Here is an 18239-nt window from a genome sequence, read left to right on the forward strand (position 1 = left end):
TTTATGTATAGGTTATAATTTTGCAGGATACAAAAGTTTGCACAGTGACATTATTAGGACCAACTAATGCAGGGAAATCAACTATGCTTAATTGGTTTGTTGGAGAGCGTATTTCTGTTGTAACACCAAAGGTGCAAACCACACGTCAGAAGATACGTGCTATTTATACCAAAGGTGACACACAGTTAATTTTTATTGATGCACCTGGGATATTTAAGACAAAGAAAATTATTGAAAAGTTTATGGTTAATCAAGCATGGGATGCATTGTTAGATGGCGATATAGTGTTGCTGGTTGTGGATGTAAAAAAGGGTTTAGACTCTAATTTAAGGAGTACTTTTCAGCGTTTATCCTCATTTGCTGATTCCAGAATGATATTAGTGTTAAACAAGGTTGATTTAGTGCATAAACCTAAATTATTACCCATTATCGCAGAGTTGAGTAAATTGCATAGTTTTGAAAAGGTTTTTATGGTTTCTGCCACTAAAGGTGATGGGATGAATGGCTTGCTGTTATATTTGGAAAGTATTGCTACTCCATCGCCATGGCTTTATGAGCCAGATAGCATGACAGATGTATCATCTAGTTTTTTTGCAACTGAAGTTACTCGCAAGCATTTGCTTATGGCTCTTGAGCGTGAGTTACCATATGCATTGAATGTTGAGGGAGAAAAATGGGAAGAAAGTGATAGTAATGTTATTATACATCAGGTTATATATGTTAAATCTGAACGACATCGTAAGATTGTTATTGGTGCTAATGGTAACATGTTGAAGATTGTTGGTGTTAAGGCTAGGCGTGAGCTTAGTTATTTGCTTGACAAAAATGTTAGTTTGTATTTGTTTGTTAAGGTGTTTCCTAAATGGGAAGTTGATTTTGTAAATAAAAATTTATTAAGTTAGTTTGTTAATAATATTGTTTAATTTATTGTATTAATTATGTAGAAATTTATAGGGTAACTAAGTATAGTTTGACTTTAGCTTTTGATGTTAAAATTACAAATATTTCCCTAATATTACTGACTATGTGATTTGTTCACACCACTAAATGCTTTGCATTATTCATTGAATTTTTTGTTAGGCATGGATTTATTATCCATGCCTATTTTTATGAATAGTGTCCCTGACCAAATAAAGCATTAAACTCTAATGCCTTATCGCCCGCAGAAATACGTAGTTCACAATCATGCTCATTTGCTAAGTTATGTAAGAATATAGCTTGAGCAGTTTTTATGTTAATGTTACTATGCTTGCCCATTAAGGCATCAACAATTAGATCATCAATTTTAATGGTGTTGTGTGTTGCACAAATAGCATTTACAAATATAGATTCATTATGTTTTTTAATTTGTAGTTTAATACTTTCTTTTCCTGGTATAGCACTACTTAATACCAATAGCATGTTTAGTATTATTCTTGATACATATGCTTTGTAATATCGCTGTTTAGAGTCCACAGGTAGTATTAAGTTTATATTTTTACCTGCAAGAAACATAACAAGATCATTGCAATAGTCGTGTAGATTAGTGTCAGCAAAACAGTCATCTAGTGCATAAGCCTTGCGAAACATTTTAATTCTATATGCAGCATTTTGCGCACTTTTTTTTGTAAGATTTAATGCCTGCTGTTTAACTTCTTTATTTGACTGATTGCACTGATTATTGTCTTCTATTTCTATTAATTCAGATGCATTATTGATTGCTCCAATAACACCTGCCATATCATGGCAAATATTTGTAAAAAGTGCTTTAATCAATTCAGTGTTTTGATTTTTTGTAGTAGTGGTATTCATGATTACTCCCTGTTGAAAAATGTCTCATCTGACCCAATGTGCCCCAATGACCAGCGAGCTTCCTCATCAAGAAAATCAATATCAAGACTTTTCTCAGTTAGCGCTCTAATCTTTCTGGAGATTGTTTGGTTTTCTGTGTTTAATATTGCTAGTTTATTTTTATTGTTTAATACTATTTTTCTTATTTCAAACAATTTTTTCAGCCCACTAGGTCCAATTGTTGCATGAAAGATAAAGTATGCTATAAATAGTATTGTAATTGCATTTATTGCATAAACTATAAATTTTTTTTTACTTGCTCCTGCTAGGTACATTAGGTCAAAGATTTTTATTATTGTATCAGTATTCATTTGCTTATAATAAAATAAAAAACAAGTCAATGTTCATTATGGTTTTTTGCAATGGTGTTAACTATTTATCTACCTTTTACATTGACATTTTTTTGGATAATTGAGATGTATGGATTTTATTGCAAGAAATAAATTGCTGCTAGGTGCTATATTTATGTATTAATCTTTTTACATTGTTGATTAAGTATTCCTTTGATCTATTTTAAATAGCCAAGCTTGTGAAGGTATTGTAGCATTAGTTTTGCTCGTGGTGCTGCAACCTTTGATCCTGCACCAGCTTTTTCTATTAACGCTAATACTGCTACTTTGGGTGTGTGAAATGGTGCATATCCAGCAAATATGGCATGTGTTTTGTTTTTGGTGTCATTTCGCTTAGAGACAGTTTGTGATGATCCAGTTTTGCCAGCTATGGTAAAGTTATGGTAAGTATTTTGTTTAAGAAATGATGTGCCATACTTTGCATATACAGAATCATACATTCCCTGATAGATATGTTTTAACTCATTGGCTGTTAAGGGAAGTGATGGGAATGTTTTTTTCTCGCCAAAATTCAGAAAGGTTGGTGTTATCATTTGATTTGTTGCAACTCTAGCAATCATTGTTATTAGTTGCAATGGTGTTGCCAGTATATATCCTTGGCCAATAACACTATTGATTGTATCGCCAATAAACCATTTGTCTTTTAGGTGTTCTTGCCTCCATTTTTTTTCAGGCAGAAAGCCAGATCTTTCATTGTCTGACTCAATGTTAGTAAGGGTACCAAAGCCAAATAATTTTGCCACATCAAGCAAAAGATCAATATTAATTCTTTTGCCTATTTCATAAAAATATGTATTACATGATGAAGCAATAGCATTTGATAAATTAACATCACCATGCCCATTTTTTTTCCAGCAATGAAGTGTGCAATTGCCCACCTGCATAGATCCTGAGCAGTGTATGGTTTCCATTGGGTTAATTGTTTTGTTGTGGATAGCAGCTATAGCTGTTACTATTTTAAATAAAGAACCTGGTGGAATGAGATTTGCAGTAAAACGATTAAACAAAGGAGATGATTTATTTTTTTGTATTTTTTTCCAATTTTCTGGAGTTAGTTGTTGGGTAAAGTGATTAGGATTAAAAGATGGACTATTGCAGGAAACTAGCATTGCACCATCACTAAGATCAATTGCCATCATACAACCTGTATAATCACCTAAGATATCTAATGCATATTGTTGTGCTCTTATGTCAATTGAGATTTTAACACTACCTCCTCTTTTTGGTGCAAGCCAGCCAATATCATCAATGCTTAGTCCTTTTGCATTAATGCGTTTTTCTATGAATCCTGGCGCACCAGATAAAATGTTGTCACAGTATTTCTCTATACCAATTTTCCCAACTGGTGTATTGGATTGTATATTTTGTTTGGTGATTTTGATATCATTATGCCTATTAACTGTGTATCCTATTATATGAGATGCTTGGTGTTGATATGGATAGAATCTTATTTGATTTATTATTGTTGAGATTCCTGGCAGTTTGTGTAAATTAATCTCAACTTTGCAAAATTGCTCCCAGCTTATATTTGACATAATTATAGATAAGGTGCTGCTATTTTGTGGGGTATTTGATATTATTTGTTGGGTTTTTTTAAGATCAAGTTTTAGGAATGTGGTTAGTTTTGCAATTGACTCAGTGGCTTGTTTTGAGCCATTGGCTATTATGCCATAAATATTTTTGTTAATAGCCAATGGTTCATTATTACGATCTAGTATTTTACCACGAGGTGCTGGCTCCATTAAAGTGGTAGTGCTATTTTTTTCTGCTATTTTTTGGTATTTATGATGTTGTTTTATTTGTAATTTATACAGCCTAATGATTAGTATTGTACATAGAATGATTTTCCCCCAGAGCAACATAAACACTCGTCTACTAAGTCTTTTTTTGTGGGCTAAGTCCATTGCAATTGTAGATATTTTGAAATATTATTACATTAATGTACTCATTATAATTAGTATATGCGAATAAAAATAGCTATAAATGGATTTGGAAGAATAGGTAGGTGTTTATTGCGTTCAGCTTGTAATTTGAAGAATAATAAGTTACAAGTGGTTGCTATAAACTCTTCCACTGATTTGGATAGTTGTGCTTATTATGCTAAATATGATTCAAATTATGGCCTTCTAGGCATTCCAGTGCTTATTAACAAAGAACAAAATACACTAACCTATGGTAACAATACTACAGTAGTTACCAATTATACTGATCCTGCATCTGTGCCATGGGGTGATTATGGTGTGGATATTGTAATGGAATGTACTGGTAAGTTTAATTCTTATGATAAAGCATCGAGGCATTTATTGAGCGGGGTACAAAAGGTAATTATTTCAGCACCAGCAGAAAATGTTGAACCAGTGATTGTTTATGGTGTAAATCATATGGATATTAAATCAAAGCACCAAGTAATTTCCGCAGCATCTTGCACAACTAATTGTTTAGCACCAGTGGTGAAAACTATAAATGATGTTTTTGGTATTATATCTGGACATATGACAACAATACATTCATATACTAATGACCAAAGTGTTTTAGATGCAAACCATAAAGATTTAAGGCGCTCTAGGGCATCTGCATTGTCTATGATACCAACCTCCACTGGTGCTGCAAAGAATATAGGATTAGTATTACCAGAGCTTTCAGGCAAAATTGATGGTGCAGCTATAAGGGTTCCTACACCAACGGTTTCAATGATAGATTTTGTTTTTGTTGTTGAAAAACAGTGCAGTGTTAATAGGTTGAATGAAGTATTTGTGCAAGCAGCAGAAAGGCTAAATGGTGTTTTGTCTACAACATCAGATCCTTTGGTCTCAACTGACTTTATTGGCAGTACATTTAGTGCAATTGTTGATTTAACCTCTACTAAATCTATAGGTAGTAATATGTATCGTGTTGTAGCATGGTATGATAATGAGTATGCTTTTGCTACAAGAATGCTTGATATTGCAGAGTTTTGGATGTCTTCTTAGTCTTAGCTATTCATCAAAATTGGCCATTTGTTCTGCACGTCTTGATATCATTAATGGTTCTATAAGATGGTTTAGCTTGCCTTCTTTTAGAATTTCATCAATCTTGTAAACTGTAAGATTTATTCTATGGTCTGTAATTCTACCTTGTGGGAAATTATAGGTACGTATACGCTCTGATCTATCGCCACTACCAACTTGATTTTTGCGATCATTTGCTCTAATTTGAGCTTTATCCCTTTTTTTTCTGTCATACAATCTGGCTTTTAATACTTTCATAGCTTTTTCACGATTTTTATGCTGGGATTTTTCATCTTGTTGTGTAACAACTATGCCAGTTTCTATATGTGTTATACGTACAGCACTTTCTGTTGTGTTAACTGATTGACCACCATTACCACTTGCACGATATACATCTATCCTAATGTCTTTAGGGTCAATTTTTATGTCTATATCTTCTGCTTCAGGCAATATCGCTACAGTTGCAGCTGATGTGTGTATTCGGTCACTAGCTTCAGTTTTTGGTATACGTTGTACTCTGTGGACTCCAGATTCAAATTTCATTTTTTCAAAGACATTTTTACCAGTTATGCTTGCAATAGCCTCCTTATAACCACCAATACCAGTATCAACAATAGACATTATTTCAAATTTCCACTTATTTTGTTCTGCAAAACGTCCATACATTCGGAACAAGTCTGCTACAAATAATGCAGCTTCATCGCCACCAGTTCCTAGTCTTATCTCAAGTATGACATTTTTTTGATCATCTTCTTCTTTTGGCAGCAGTGTTAATTTTATATGATTTTGTTGCTCTGCTAGTTGTTTTTTAAAGTTTGCAATTTCTTCTTCAATCATACTGGAAAGTGCAGTATCATTATTTTTTGTTTTTTCTTCCTCAAGCAGTTCAAGGTCATGTTGTAAATCTAGATATTGTTTTATGATGTTAACCAATGGTTCAATTTGACCATATTCTTTAGAGTATTCAATATATTTGTCTTTATCCAATTTTTCTGAATTGCTCATAATGGCACTCAGCTCCTCATGTTTTTTTAGGATGCTGGTCAGTTTTTGATTAAATGATAATTTTTCTTTTCCCATATTTTTAATTAGGTATGCTTAGTTAAGCTGAATTTATTTTAACTTTAATTTATGCAAAAATAAACAAAATATATATTTATAGTAAATATAGTTTTTGAGCAATATTAAATATTTTTAGCTTTATGGTATAATTATTGTGGTGAATTTATGCTTTTTTATGCTATTGTCTGATTGCAGGAAATATTTATTGTTAACAATCTTCACTAAACCAATTTTTATTCCTTTGATAATATGTCCATTATTATCTAGTGCTAATACTTCATCATTTTCTTTAATATTAATATTGTCTTCAAAGGAAGTTAGTGTTGGTTTTTCATTTCCAACTACAAGAGCACGTTCCATGTTGGATCCTATTGCCACTGGTATGCGGAAATTTTTGTTTACCATTGGTGTTATGAATATCTTATTATCTATGATTTTTTCAACCCTGCCTAATAATCCAGACTCTGTTATTGCTAAACACCCTGTACATGCTTGATCTGAGTATTGTGCAATCACTATTGGTCCAGCTGAATCATGTGTTCTATTTACTATACGTACAGTAATTTTTTTTGCTGGTATGTCTGACTGTGCATTTAATAGGTTTCGTAATGCTGTATTTTCTTGCACTAGTGCATTTAGTTTGTGTATTTCTTGCAGTAGATTAATGTTTTTTTTATGAAACTCTTCAACTTCTTGTGTTAATAATTTCTTTTCTTTTATTAGGTTGGCTTGTTCAATAAGCTTATCATGGATAGTATAGTATGGTGATGCTATCTTAATTGCATATTTTATTATGTTTTTTTTAGCAACCAGCAGTGATTGTTTGTGAGTAGTTTCCATTGCTATTAAGATTACTGAAAATAGAAATATTACTATAAAATGTATGTATTTTTTAATTATTTTATATTTTTTAATTAGGTATATATGAAGAATAAAACTATTGTTCACAATGATATTGCTGTGAGTCCTCATGTTGATGGTGTAAGCAAGTTTTTTATACAAATAATAAAAAGCACTGAGCCAGTTTCAGTTGCAGATTTTATGTCCATGGTTCTGACGCATGAAGAGTATGGTTATTACGTTAATAAAAAAGCCCTAGGGCATGATGCAGATTTTATCACTGCACCTCATATTAGTCAAATGTTTGCTGAGATTTTAGCTGTCTTTTGCGTATATTCTTGGGAGTTAATAGGTGCAGTAGAAAATGTGGCATTAGTTGATTTAGGTAGTGGTGGTGGTGCATTGTTAAGGCAATTGATAAAATGTATAAAAGCACATAGTCACAATGCATATAAAGCACTAGATATTCTGCCAGTTGATATAAATAAGATGCCATTACTATTAGATGGTGGTAGCATAGTTCCAATAGATTTACATTCCTTGCCAGAGAAGCCTTCTATTATAATAGCTAATGAGTTTTTTGATGCACTGCCTATATATCAATTGCTTCTCACTGGTAATGGTTGGCGTGAAGTGGCTATTATGATCAATCAAGACAAGCTGTGTTTTACACTGGTAGATCCAAAGCCATCTATATTGCCTTACTTATCTGATGTTGGCAATGTCCCTATTGACTCTATTATAGAAATTTCACCAATGTCATGGTCGGTTATGTCTTATTTAGCTACTCATGTTGCTAGGTATTCTGGTATACTGATTGTTATTGATTATGGCTATACCAAAAAAAGAACTGTGAGTAGCTTGCATGGAGTTTGTAAGCATAAGAGTGTTAGTATTCTAGAGACTCCTGGTGAGATTGATGTTAGTGCTTATGTTGATTTTAATATGCTAAGAAAAGCTTGTAGAGAGCATAATATTTACTGCCAAGTTTTTACACAGGGAAATTTTTTAAAATCACTAGGTATTATGGAAAGGTTGTCTAATTTATGCACAGATGTTAGTAAGGAGGTGGCAGAAAATTTGTATAATGGTGTTCAGACTTTAGTATCTAGTGAGCATATGGGTGAATTGTTTAAAGTGATGTTAGTAAGTAGCTTCCCACTTGATTTGAGCTGTTGTCCACTTAATTAAACACTACTTATTATACCAAGACAAAGACAATATGTTAGTAGCTGGGTTGTGTATGGTAAGTGTTAGTTGCTTAGATGCATTATTGATGTTTTGTTGGTTTATCTAAAATGAGGATTTTTTGAGATTTTGACAAGAGATTGTTTTGCTATCAATGTTATAAAGAGTATATTAAACTTGGATAAATTACCTCAATATTAAGTGCTAAAATTGTTGTTGGCTTTATATGATAACCAGTAGTTTAAAATTTTATATTTATAGCTCTTGATGCAGTAAGTGGAGTATATTGGCTATGAACTTGTGAGAGCTTAACACAAGTGTTTAGTTTTGATAATACTTCTTTCTTATGTGATAAGATGAGTAATTTTTGTAGCAATGCTATTGTGAGTTTGTTTAGATTATTTTATATAATATAGATTTGGGAGTATCTGGGCAATTTAATGTTCTAAGCTTGCAGATGCTAGTTGCTATACATTTTTTTTATATGTTTTATATATTTGACAGTTGCATAGTTATAGATGTAATATTTTTATTAATTGCTTGTTACTAGGTGCTTATTGTGAGAGGTTCAGTTGTACGCTATGCTTTTATTACCTCTATTCGTGATTCTCTATATTTAGGTGTATTTGCTATATTGCTTATTGCTATTGGTGTTTCATATTTTTTGGGCAGTACTGCACTTGTTGAAAAGCATGAGATGACATTATCATACATTGCAGCATCTACTCGCATCATTGCACAAGCAGGTTTAGTGTTGTTTGTTGCATTTCATGTTAAGCGAATGTTTGACAATAAAGAGATAGATTTTATTATATCACGACCTATATCACGTTTTAACTTTATCCTAGCATATTGGCTGTCATTGATATTTATAGCCAGTATTATTATTGCTCCAATAGGTCTTTTTATTAGCATGATAACTACTGTAAATACAAAAGGACTTATTTATTGGACTGTAAGTGTTTTTTTTGAATCTATAATTATGATGGCATTTACTTTTTTAGCTGCTATGTTGCTAAAGAGCTCTACAGTTGCTGTATTAGTAGCTTGTTGTTTTTATATCTCTTCTCGAATGATGGGTTTTTTTATTGCTTTAGATGAAGGTAACTTGTTGTTAGGTGGAGGTTTGTTTTATAGATCTTTATATAATATATTACAATTTATTGCTGTTGTAATGCCTAGGTTGGATCTCTTTGGTAAAAGTGAATGGTTATTGTATGGAGTGAAGAACATGAAAGATATTTTATTTTATCAGATACAATCATTTGTATATATACCACTGCTGCTTGCAATTTCATTTTTTGATATTACAAGGAAGGATTTTTAACTTTACTTGTTATGAATTAATGCACCATGAATTACATAGACACTAACTGCTTTTAATGCTAGTATTATGCACTAAGTTAGTTTAGACAGATATCCATAATGAATGTTAGCCAAAATCTCATGGCTAATGCTATACGATTTCTTTCTGTAGATGCCATACAAAAGGCCAATTCAGGCCATCCTGGAATGCCAATGGGTATAGCAGATGTTGTTAGTATTTTATTTTCTAAATTTATAAAAATTTACCCTAATGATCCATTATGGCCTAATCGTGATAGATTTGTGCTGTCTGCTGGTCATGGATCAATGGTGTTATACTCTGTGATGTGGTTGATGGGTTTTCTTGAGCCATCATTAGATGATATTAAGAATTTTAGAAATTTACATTCTAAAGCACCTGGACATCCTGAATTTGGATTAACCTCTGGTATTGATGCAACAACTGGACCATTGGGACAGGGTTTTGCAAATGCTGTTGGTATGGCAATAGCTGAGCGTGCAATGCATACTAGATTTGGTTTTATTGATCATTATGTTTACAGTATTGTTGGCGATGGTTGTCTTATGGAAGGAATTAGCCATGAATCCGCCTCTTTGGCTGGTCACTTAGGATTAAATAACTTAATTGTATTTTTTGATAATAATGGCATATCGATAGATGGTAGCACAGAGCTAACCATATCAGATGATTATGAGCAAAGATTTTTATCTTATAATTGGCATGTACTAAAGGTTGATGGTCATAACTATGAAGAGATATCTATAGCTATAAAACAAGCTCAATTGTCTGATAAGCCTACTATTATAATTTGTGATACTATTATTGCTTATGGATCGCCTAATAAAGCCAATAGTGCTGCTGCACATGGTAGTCCAATTGGTATAGATGAGTTGGTTGCTATGCGTAAGAATTTATCTTGGCCATATGAGCCATTTGAGATTCCTGATAAGATTTTAACTGCTTGGCGTAATGCAGGTAAAAGATGTGAACAAGATTATTTAGAATGGCATAAGGTCTTTAAAAATCATTCCTTGAAGAATGATTTTGAGCATTTTCTCAGTAAATCAGATTTACAAGGTCAAAAAATTGATAATGTCTTGCATAATCTAAAAAAGATTTATGCACATTCTCAGCCTGCTGAGGCAACTAGGAAGTCATCTGGTGCTATTTTAGCTAATTTAAATGAAGTTGTTGCTAACTTTATTGGTGGCTCTGCTGATCTTAGTATATCAAACTGTACAATTACACCAGGGTCTAAGCCAATTACAAAGGATGATTTTAGTGGTAATTATATACATTATGGTATCCGTGAGCATGCAATGGCTGCTATAATGAATGGATTAGCTTTTTATGGTGGGTTTGTGCCCTATGGTGGTACATTTTTGGTCTTTAGTGATTATTGTCGTCCATCAATTAGGCTTTCAGCAATGGTTGGTTTGCAGGTTATATATGTTATGACTCATGACTCTATAGGTGTTGGAGAAGATGGTCCAACTCATCAACCAGTTGAGCATTTGGCATCATTGCGAGCAATACCAAATCTTTTTGTATTTAGGCCAGCTGATGCCAGTGAAACAGTAGATTGTTGGCGTATGGCAATGAGCTTTCCTCACTCTCCTTCAGTTATTGTGCTTTCACGACAGAGTGTAAATCATCTTTCTGTGAATACATCTGATAATATGGTTAGTAAGGGAATGTATGTTGTGTATGGTAATGCAGGATCTAATAAAATTGATGTTGTATTGTTTGCCAGTGGGTCAGATGTTTCAATTGCAATTAGTGTTGCTGATGTTCTTAAAAAACAAAAAGATTTATCTGTTTGGGTAATCTCTTGTCCTTGTTTAGAATTATTTAATTATAATGATATTTCTTATAGAGAACGTATTGTTGGTTCTGGTTCTAGTTTGCAAGTTGTTATTGAGTCAGCAAGTTCTTTTGGCTGGGGGCATTACGTTAAAAAAGATGCTATTTTTTGTTGTGTGGATCGTTTTGGAGTTTCTGCTCCTGCAGATAAAATATATAATTACTTCCAGATAACCACTGATAAAATTGTTGGAAAGATAATGCAAAGATTCCATGGTAAGCACTAACACTTACAATTATTTTATGAGTTTGGCAATAAAACTTGGAATGAATGTGCTTGGTCAAGTTGCGCCTAATCCAGCTGTTGGTTGTGTTCTGGAGTGCAATGGAGAAGTTTTGTCATCTGGTGTAACAGATATGATAACTGGTATGCATGCTGAAGTTGTTGCTATTAATAAAGCTATAAAGCTTGGCTTTGACTTATCTCAAGTTACAATGTTTGTAACTCTAGAGCCATGTTGTCATTATGGCAAAACACCACCTTGTGTAAAAAAGATTATTGACTCTGGTATTCGTAAAGTTGTTATTGCTACAAAAGATTACAATGTATTAGTTAATGGTGGTGGTATCAAAGCTTTATTGAATCATGGTGTTGAGGTGCACTATGGTGTTTTAGAGAATGAGGCACGCAGGATGCATGCTGGATTTTTTGCTACAGTTATTTATAATAAGCCATTAGTTACACTTAAATTAGCTATGAGCATTAATGGAAAAATTACTGCTCCCTTAGGTTATTCAAATAGAATTAGCAATAATGCAGCTATTAATGATGCTCATAAATTACGCTCAACACATGATGCTATAATGGTTGGTGGTGGAACTCTTGCTGTTGATAATCCAGAATTAACATGTCGAATATCAGGTTATGAGCATAGATCACCAATACGAGTTATTTTGGGTGGAGATATTAGAAATGGCTTAAGGTTGCTTGATACTGTTGATAAGGTGTCAGTTTGGTTTATAACTAGCAAGTATACAGAATGCCCTAGTGGTGTTAATAGTTTGCTCATACCAAGAGGACAAGATGGTCTCATACCTATTAACAAAGTGCTTAATTTGTTGTGCTCTATGGGTATTACTAGGCTTTTAGTTGAAGGTGGTCTGAGGGTAGCTAGTAGTTTTCTGTTTAGTGATAGTGTTGATATTTTACATATCTACAGATCACCCAAAATAATTAGTGGAACGAAAAGTGTATTTGATGATTTATTTATGCAGTCTGGAAAAATATTTTTCCAATTTACATTGGATTATTCATACACTATAGAAGATAATATAGTAGAGGTTTATAAGAAGAAGAGCAATGAATTCTTGTGAGTTTGACGTTATTGTTATTGGTGCTGGGCATGCTGGATGTGAAGCTGCTGCTGCTGCTGCTAGGTTAAATGCCAATGTTTTGCTTGTGACTCATTCACTTGATTCAATAGCAACCATGCCATGCAATCCATCAATTGGTGGTGTTGGTAAAGGTATTGTAGTTCGTGAGATAGATGCATTAGATGGGTTAATGGGCAGGGTAATAGATTCTGCTACTACATACTCAAGGATGCTCAATAGAAGTAGAGGTCCTGCAGTGTGGGGTCCTAGGGCACAGGCAGATAGCTGTAAATATTCGCAAGTTATGCGTGAAACACTTTTGAATTATCCTGGTTTAACACTTATGTCTTTGGTGGCTAAAGAGCTATGCTTTGATTATATAAATAATAATAAGTGTATGGCTGGTATTGTAACAGAATGTGGTAAAATAATTAAGGCTCCTAGAGTTATAATTGCTACTGGTACCTTTTTGAATGGTATGATGTATATAGGTCACAGTTCTTATAGTGCTGGATATAGAGGGGCATCAGCATCAGTATTTTTGGCTGAAGCTATTAAAGTTACAGGGATGTGTACTGGAAGATTAAAAACAGGAACTCCTCCTCGTTTAAAAGGCAATACAATAAATTGGAATAAATGTGCACTACAACCAGGAGATAAAGAACCAGTGCCATTTTCTTTTTTAAATAGCTCTATTAATTTCAACTCTGTTGATTGTTATATAACAAAAACTAATTGTAATACGCATCAAATTGTACAAAAGTATCAGGGGGAATGCTCAGCATTGGGTATTCATGCAGCTAGATTTGAGAGCATAGAAGGACCAAGATATTGCATGTCAATACATGACAAGGTGGCAAAGTTTCCAGAAAAATCATCACATCAGATATTTTTAGAACCAGAAGATGCATTATATAATACTATCTATCCAAGTGGTATTTCCACAAGTTTTAGTCCAGAAATACAACAAAAAATGATTAATACCATAGAAGGTCTTGAAAAGGCTGAGATTGCAGTACCAGGATATCTTATTGACTATGATTTTGTTTACCCATCTGAGATATATCATACATTAGAGACTAAAAAAATATCTGGACTTTTTCTTGCAGGTCAAATTAATGGTACTACTGGTTATGAAGAAGCTGCAGCACAGGGAATAGTAGCAGGAGTAAATGCAGTGCTCTCACTTGATGATAAAAGATTTGTAATGCGTCGAGATGAATCATATATTGGTGTATTGGTTGATGATATAGTGACTGCTGGTAAATTAAGTGAACCATATAGAGTTTTTACTATGCGAGCTGAGTATAGGTTAGTTTTACGCCCAGATAATGCAGATTTTCGTCTTACAGCTAGAGGTCATAAGCTTGGATTTGTGAGCAATGACAGGATGCACAAGTTTATAGAGAAAAAAGATGCTGTTGAGCATTTAACTATTTTAACAAAAAAGAAACTGGTTAATGCTATGGATATAAATGATTTAGGGATTTTAATATCAAGAGATACACCAGCAAAAACATTGTATCAGATATTATCATATCAAGGTGTTGATATTAATTTAGTACAACAATGTATGCCAGAAGTGCTTTCCTATCCTCGTGAAGTTGTAGAGCAAGTTATGATTAATGGTAGGTATGATCCTTATATTTGTAAGCAAAATAAAGAATTATTTTCACTTAAAAAAGAACTGGGGCTACTAATACCTGACGATATTAATTATAATAATGTATTTGGATTGTCAAATGAAGCAATTGAGAAATTATCTATTGCACGACCAAAAACAATAGAAGCTGCAAGTGCAATATATGGTGTTAATCCTGTTAATATTTTAAGCTTAATATCACATATTAAGAGAAGGAATAAGGTTGTTTCACGTGGAGTATGATAATTTTTTTTTAGAAAATTATTGGATTAATGCCTCTGCTGGTAGTGGAAAAACTACTAAATTAATTAATAGAATATGGCAGTTATTGTTATTGAACAATGATCAAAGAATTCTTTGTATTACTTTTACCAATGCAGCTGCAGAGGAAATGCAAGAAAGAATAATGCATAGTATGCATAAGTGGAGTTATTGTGATAATGCTCAGCTGAAGGAGAGTGTATATTTTATTTTTAGTGACATTTCTTTAGAGATAGATAGTGTTTTTTTAAATAATATGATGAACAAAGCACAATTATTGTGGTTTAATCGTAAAGACAAGAATATTGAGATAAAAACTATACATAGTTTTTGTAATAATATATTGCATAATTATGCAATAGATCTAGGCATCAGTCCATCTTTTGGGATTATGGATGAAGTTAAGAGTAAAATTTTTTTACAAGAAGCATTTAATGAGTATATTTCTCATACTAATAAAAATATTGCTAACTGTAGTCAGAGAGATATATTGTTAGCTACACAAAATATAATTTCATCATGTAGTACTTGGGATATAGATGTACTGCATGACAAGGCAATAAAGAAACTACGTGAATTATTCCACGTGGAGCAATTTCCAGAGCATGATATTTATACTGAAGATATATTAGATTTTATTAAACATAGTTTGATAAATAAATATTATAATGCAGATAATTTTAAGCTACGCAATACTAAGAATAGCAAGTTTATAGATGATAATTTAGAGAAAATAGAAAATTGGTTTGCTGGTGATAAACTTTTATTGTTATCAGATTATAAAAATATTTTTTTAAGAAAAGATGGAGATGTTAGAAGCAATCCTTGTAAAAAAAATGATCCAGTGTATGACTGGGTTATGGATGAGCAAAGCAAAATAAAGAGATTAAATGATATTTTGATAAGATTTGATGATTATGCTTATGGGAGAAATATAATAAATTTATCATTTGATTTGTTGCATAGAATGCAAAACAAAAAGAAGAGATTGGGTATCTTTAGTTATAATGATTTAATAGCATTGATGAATTATGCATTAAATGATTTCTCTGGTTGTGATGGTATAAAGTATGATATTAACAAGGATTTTGATCATATCCTAATTGATGAAGCGCAAGATAATAGTTTAGAGCAATGGAATATTATTAGAGCAATAACAGAAGATTTTTTTTGCGGTGAAGGTACAAGTAGGAATAAAACACTATTTGTTGTTGGTGATGTAAAACAATCTATATATAGCTTCCAAGGTGCCAAGCCTGATGCATTTATTTATAATAAAGAATTTTTTATACAAAAGGCAAATGAATCTAATAGATCATTATGTGTAGCAGAGAGTTATGATTGCTATAGATGTGATAGTGAGATTATTAACTTAGTAAATATGATTCTAAAAAATGATAATTTACGAAAAGCAATTACATTCTCAGAGAAAAATGTACAGCAAAAAAGTTTATCTAATGGAGTTGGATCAGTAGTATTAGAGAGAATTAGTGGTGCTAATGATACAAGCTATGGTTTAGGAAATTTTTGGCATGCTAAACCATCTGATACTGATAGTATAAGAGTTCTAATGGATAAAGTAGCTAATGATATTAAGAATTATATTGAGGATGGTGTTATTTATAATAACCTAGGTGAAAGTAGATCACCTGAATATAAAGATGTTTTAATCTTAGTCAGAAAACGTGGTAAGTATGTTAATTTTTTGATAGCTTCATTAAATAGGTTTAGTATACCATATTTACTGGCATATGATACATCTTTAAAAGATAGTGTTCCAATTAATGATCTATTAAACTTGTGCTATATGTGCTTAAATCCATCAGACAATTTATCGCTTTGTATTGCACTAAAATCTCCTTTGTTTGGTTATTCTGAGGTTAATATTATGGAATTATATAATGTTGATTTTGATTTATTAAGATACAGTAGCAAGGATTACAATATTGTGTTGCAGCTTAGAAGATTTGCTCATTTATTATCACCATATGATTTTTTTTGTAAGATACTTTTTAGTTTTGACCTTATGGAGAAATTTGCAAAGTGTTTTGGTGTTGATGTTTATTATGTGATTGATAAATTTCTTGAGATGGTTTTCTCTTGGGAGAAAGTTGGTATTGTAACTTTGGGTCATTTAATGAAGTTCATTGATAATAATGATTTTAAGATCAGTAGAGCTGATACAGATAATAGAGTTAAAATAAGTACTGTGCATGGTGCAAAAGGTAAAGAAGCTCCATTAGTGATTGTTATACCTGAAGGAGTGGCTGGATGGGGTAGTGATGATCCAATAAAGATTGATAATGGTGTTCCAATTTCTGTGCATGGGTTATCTGATGTGATGACAAGAATAAGAAAAAAGTTTGTAGATTTTGATATAGAAGAAGATCTAAGATTGTTATATGTGGCATTAACAAGAGCAAAACATGAGCTTAGAGTGTATGCTTTGGATACTAATAGTAACCTTTCATCTAGGAAAAAAAATTGGTTTGAATGGTTATCTGTATCTTAACCAATGCTATTTGTTATCTAATTATGCAGTTTTCTAGTTTGTTAGAGTTGTTTTTTTTATATCAAAAGTAGCATAGCATGTTTAGTGGTATTGTTGTTTTTCAGTTATCATGAAATATTACATCAAAATTTTTGAGTTAGTTGGAAATGGATAGTGCTAAATTTCTAACAGTAAATATGAATTTTAGCATATGTTTAAGTTTTGAAGTATTGGAGAATAAACCATTCAACAGGAATGTATAATGCAATTGCTATTTATATATCATATTTTCTGTATTTTTTAAGAGGACAAAGATTAGCATAGTGAAGCAAGAAGTTTTAGTTATAGTGAAAATACTTAGTTATAAGAGCAAGTTATAGATTTTTTATTTTGTAGATTGTTATACATAGTAGCAAGCAAAGAGGCTTTAGAAAAAATGTTGCTATTTAGATTTGTCAGGAGAATTATTTAAGTTTTTCAGTTTATTCTATTTATTGTTAAAAAAGTTCTACTAAAATATTGATGAGTTGGTAACTTCTTGGAGTGATGATGGTTTTATTATTAAGCTACTTTAAAGTTTTTGGTTAGTTTTGAAATTTTGTATTATAGTGAGAATGTTTCACGTGAAACATTCTCAGCTTGTTAAGCATTAGTTTTATGATATTACTGCAAAACAGCTTTTCTGTAGTAGCTTTTGTTTTGATGTACACTTTTTTAGCTTCTGAAGGATTGTGAAAGGAAGGAATTTTGTGTTAGTTTTAAGTGTTATGCAATATTGCTCTTTAAGAGCACCATAATCTATGTGTTTCCAAATATATAAATTAGCTGTGTTTTGTTTTTTCATTTTTTCTTAATTAATAAACTCAGAACTTTCTTTGTTTGTTGATTTCCAAATGGTTTTTTGTTTTGCTTTAATTGGGAAATTAAGAAAAATATCAAGCTTCTTACTGGAATTTTTGTTGCCAAGGAAAGTGGTCTTCTTGAATTTTTATACTCTATACTGAAAATTTTATATCAAAAGAAGCATATATGTTAATGCAAGGTTGAAGCAATAAGTTTAATAAGTTTTTAGAATTTTATATTC

13 protein-coding genes are annotated in these 18239 nt (G+C 32.0%); 8 read left to right on the top strand and 5 right to left on the bottom strand.

Annotation, left to right across the window (positions count from 1 at the left end):
* The first annotated feature begins 44 nt into the window (after positions 1-44).
* Positions 45-902, top strand: coding sequence for a GTPase Era (era, locus tag AABI72_RS01190; protein ID WP_338363640.1), 858 nt, complete (start codon positions 45-47; stop codon positions 900-902).
* 205 nt (positions 903-1107) lie between these two features.
* Here era and AABI72_RS01195 read toward each other — a convergent pair whose 3' ends face one another.
* The 3 genes from AABI72_RS01195 to mrdA form a co-directional block, all read right to left on the bottom strand.
* A complete protein-coding gene (locus AABI72_RS01195; protein WP_338363641.1) occupies positions 1108-1791 on the bottom strand; it encodes a histidine phosphotransferase family protein in 684 nt (227 codons plus the stop codon).
* Positions 1792-1793: 2 nt separating this feature from the next.
* On the bottom strand, positions 1794-2141 hold the full coding sequence (locus tag AABI72_RS01200; RefSeq protein WP_338363643.1) for an FtsB family cell division protein: 348 nt from the start codon (positions 2139-2141) through the stop codon (positions 1794-1796).
* A gap of 197 nt (positions 2142-2338) precedes the next feature.
* Positions 2339-4084, bottom strand: a complete 1746-nt coding sequence (mrdA, locus tag AABI72_RS01205; protein WP_338363644.1) for a penicillin-binding protein 2 — start codon at positions 4082-4084, stop codon at positions 2339-2341.
* A gap of 57 nt (positions 4085-4141) precedes the next feature.
* Here mrdA and gap point away from each other — a divergent pair, with 57 nt between their 5' ends.
* The gene (gap, locus tag AABI72_RS01210) at positions 4142-5149 is read left to right on the top strand and encodes a type I glyceraldehyde-3-phosphate dehydrogenase (RefSeq protein WP_338363646.1); all 1008 of its coding nucleotides are present in this window, start codon (positions 4142-4144) and stop codon (positions 5147-5149) included.
* 6 nt (positions 5150-5155) lie between these two features.
* On the opposite strand, the gene prfA is transcribed toward gap, so the two are convergent.
* Both prfA and AABI72_RS01220 read right to left on the bottom strand, forming a co-directional pair.
* Positions 5156-6247: a peptide chain release factor 1 gene (gene prfA, locus AABI72_RS01215; RefSeq protein ID WP_338363647.1), complete on the bottom strand. Its 1092-nt coding sequence runs from the start codon at positions 6245-6247 to the stop codon at positions 5156-5158.
* A 120-nt stretch (positions 6248-6367) separates the two neighbouring features.
* Entirely contained in the window at positions 6368-7069 is a 702-nt protein-coding gene (locus AABI72_RS01220; protein WP_338363648.1) for a rod shape-determining protein MreC, read from the bottom strand.
* An 84-nt stretch (positions 7070-7153) separates the two neighbouring features.
* On the opposite strand from AABI72_RS01220, the gene AABI72_RS01225 reads away from it, so the two are divergent.
* The 6 genes from AABI72_RS01225 (at position 7154) to AABI72_RS01250 (ending at position 17176) form a co-directional block, all read left to right on the top strand.
* Entirely contained in the window at positions 7154-8260 is a 1107-nt protein-coding gene (locus AABI72_RS01225) for an SAM-dependent methyltransferase (protein ID WP_338363649.1), read from the top strand.
* 556 nt (positions 8261-8816) lie between these two features.
* Positions 8817-9584: a hypothetical protein gene (locus tag AABI72_RS01230; protein ID WP_338363650.1), complete on the top strand. Its 768-nt coding sequence runs from the start codon at positions 8817-8819 to the stop codon at positions 9582-9584.
* A gap of 98 nt (positions 9585-9682) precedes the next feature.
* Complete coding sequence (gene tkt / locus AABI72_RS01235; protein ID WP_338363651.1) at positions 9683-11674, top strand: transketolase; 1992 nt, start codon at positions 9683-9685, stop codon at positions 11672-11674.
* On the top strand, positions 11661-12761 hold the full coding sequence (ribD, locus tag AABI72_RS01240) for a bifunctional diaminohydroxyphosphoribosylaminopyrimidine deaminase/5-amino-6-(5-phosphoribosylamino)uracil reductase RibD (RefSeq protein ID WP_338363652.1): 1101 nt from the start codon (positions 11661-11663) through the stop codon (positions 12759-12761). Before tkt ends, ribD begins: the two co-directional genes overlap by 14 nt.
* Entirely contained in the window at positions 12748-14646 is a 1899-nt protein-coding gene (gene mnmG, locus AABI72_RS01245; protein ID WP_338363653.1) for a tRNA uridine-5-carboxymethylaminomethyl(34) synthesis enzyme MnmG, read from the top strand. Before ribD ends, mnmG begins: the two co-directional genes overlap by 14 nt.
* Positions 14636-17176 (top strand): UvrD-helicase domain-containing protein, encoded by a 2541-nt coding sequence (locus AABI72_RS01250; RefSeq protein WP_338363662.1) that lies wholly within the window; start codon positions 14636-14638, stop codon positions 17174-17176. The genes mnmG and AABI72_RS01250 overlap by 11 nt, the downstream gene beginning before the upstream one ends.
* Positions 17177-18239 lie beyond the last annotated feature (1063 nt).

Source organism: Candidatus Xenohaliotis californiensis, assembly GCF_963930935.1.
Taxonomy (GTDB): Bacteria; Pseudomonadota; Alphaproteobacteria; order Rickettsiales; family CAWVOK01; genus Xenohaliotis; species Xenohaliotis californiensis.

What these genes read in the sequence shown, in the direction of transcription:
- AABI72_RS01195 (WP_338363641.1), bottom strand. Translation starts at nt 1,791, where the DNA reads ATGAATACCACTACTACAAAAAATCAAAACACTGAATTGATTAAAGCA.
- AABI72_RS01200 (WP_338363643.1), bottom strand. Translation starts at nt 2,141, where the DNA reads ATGAATACTGATACAATAATAAAAATCTTTGACCTAATGTACCTAGCA.
- mrdA (WP_338363644.1), bottom strand. Translation starts at nt 4,084, where the DNA reads ATGGACTTAGCCCACAAAAAAAGACTTAGTAGACGAGTGTTTATGTTG.
- gap (WP_338363646.1), top strand. Translation starts at nt 4,142, where the DNA reads ATGCGAATAAAAATAGCTATAAATGGATTTGGAAGAATAGGTAGGTGT.
- prfA (WP_338363647.1), bottom strand. Translation starts at nt 6,247, where the DNA reads ATGGGAAAAGAAAAATTATCATTTAATCAAAAACTGACCAGCATCCTA.
- AABI72_RS01220 (WP_338363648.1), bottom strand. Translation starts at nt 7,069, where the DNA reads ATGGAAACTACTCACAAACAATCACTGCTGGTTGCTAAAAAAAACATA.
- AABI72_RS01225 (WP_338363649.1), top strand. Translation starts at nt 7,154, where the DNA reads ATGAAGAATAAAACTATTGTTCACAATGATATTGCTGTGAGTCCTCAT.
- tkt (WP_338363651.1), top strand. Translation starts at nt 9,683, where the DNA reads ATGAATGTTAGCCAAAATCTCATGGCTAATGCTATACGATTTCTTTCT.
- ribD (WP_338363652.1), top strand. Translation starts at nt 11,661, where the DNA reads ATGGTAAGCACTAACACTTACAATTATTTTATGAGTTTGGCAATAAAA.
- mnmG (WP_338363653.1), top strand. Translation starts at nt 12,748, where the DNA reads ATGAATTCTTGTGAGTTTGACGTTATTGTTATTGGTGCTGGGCATGCT.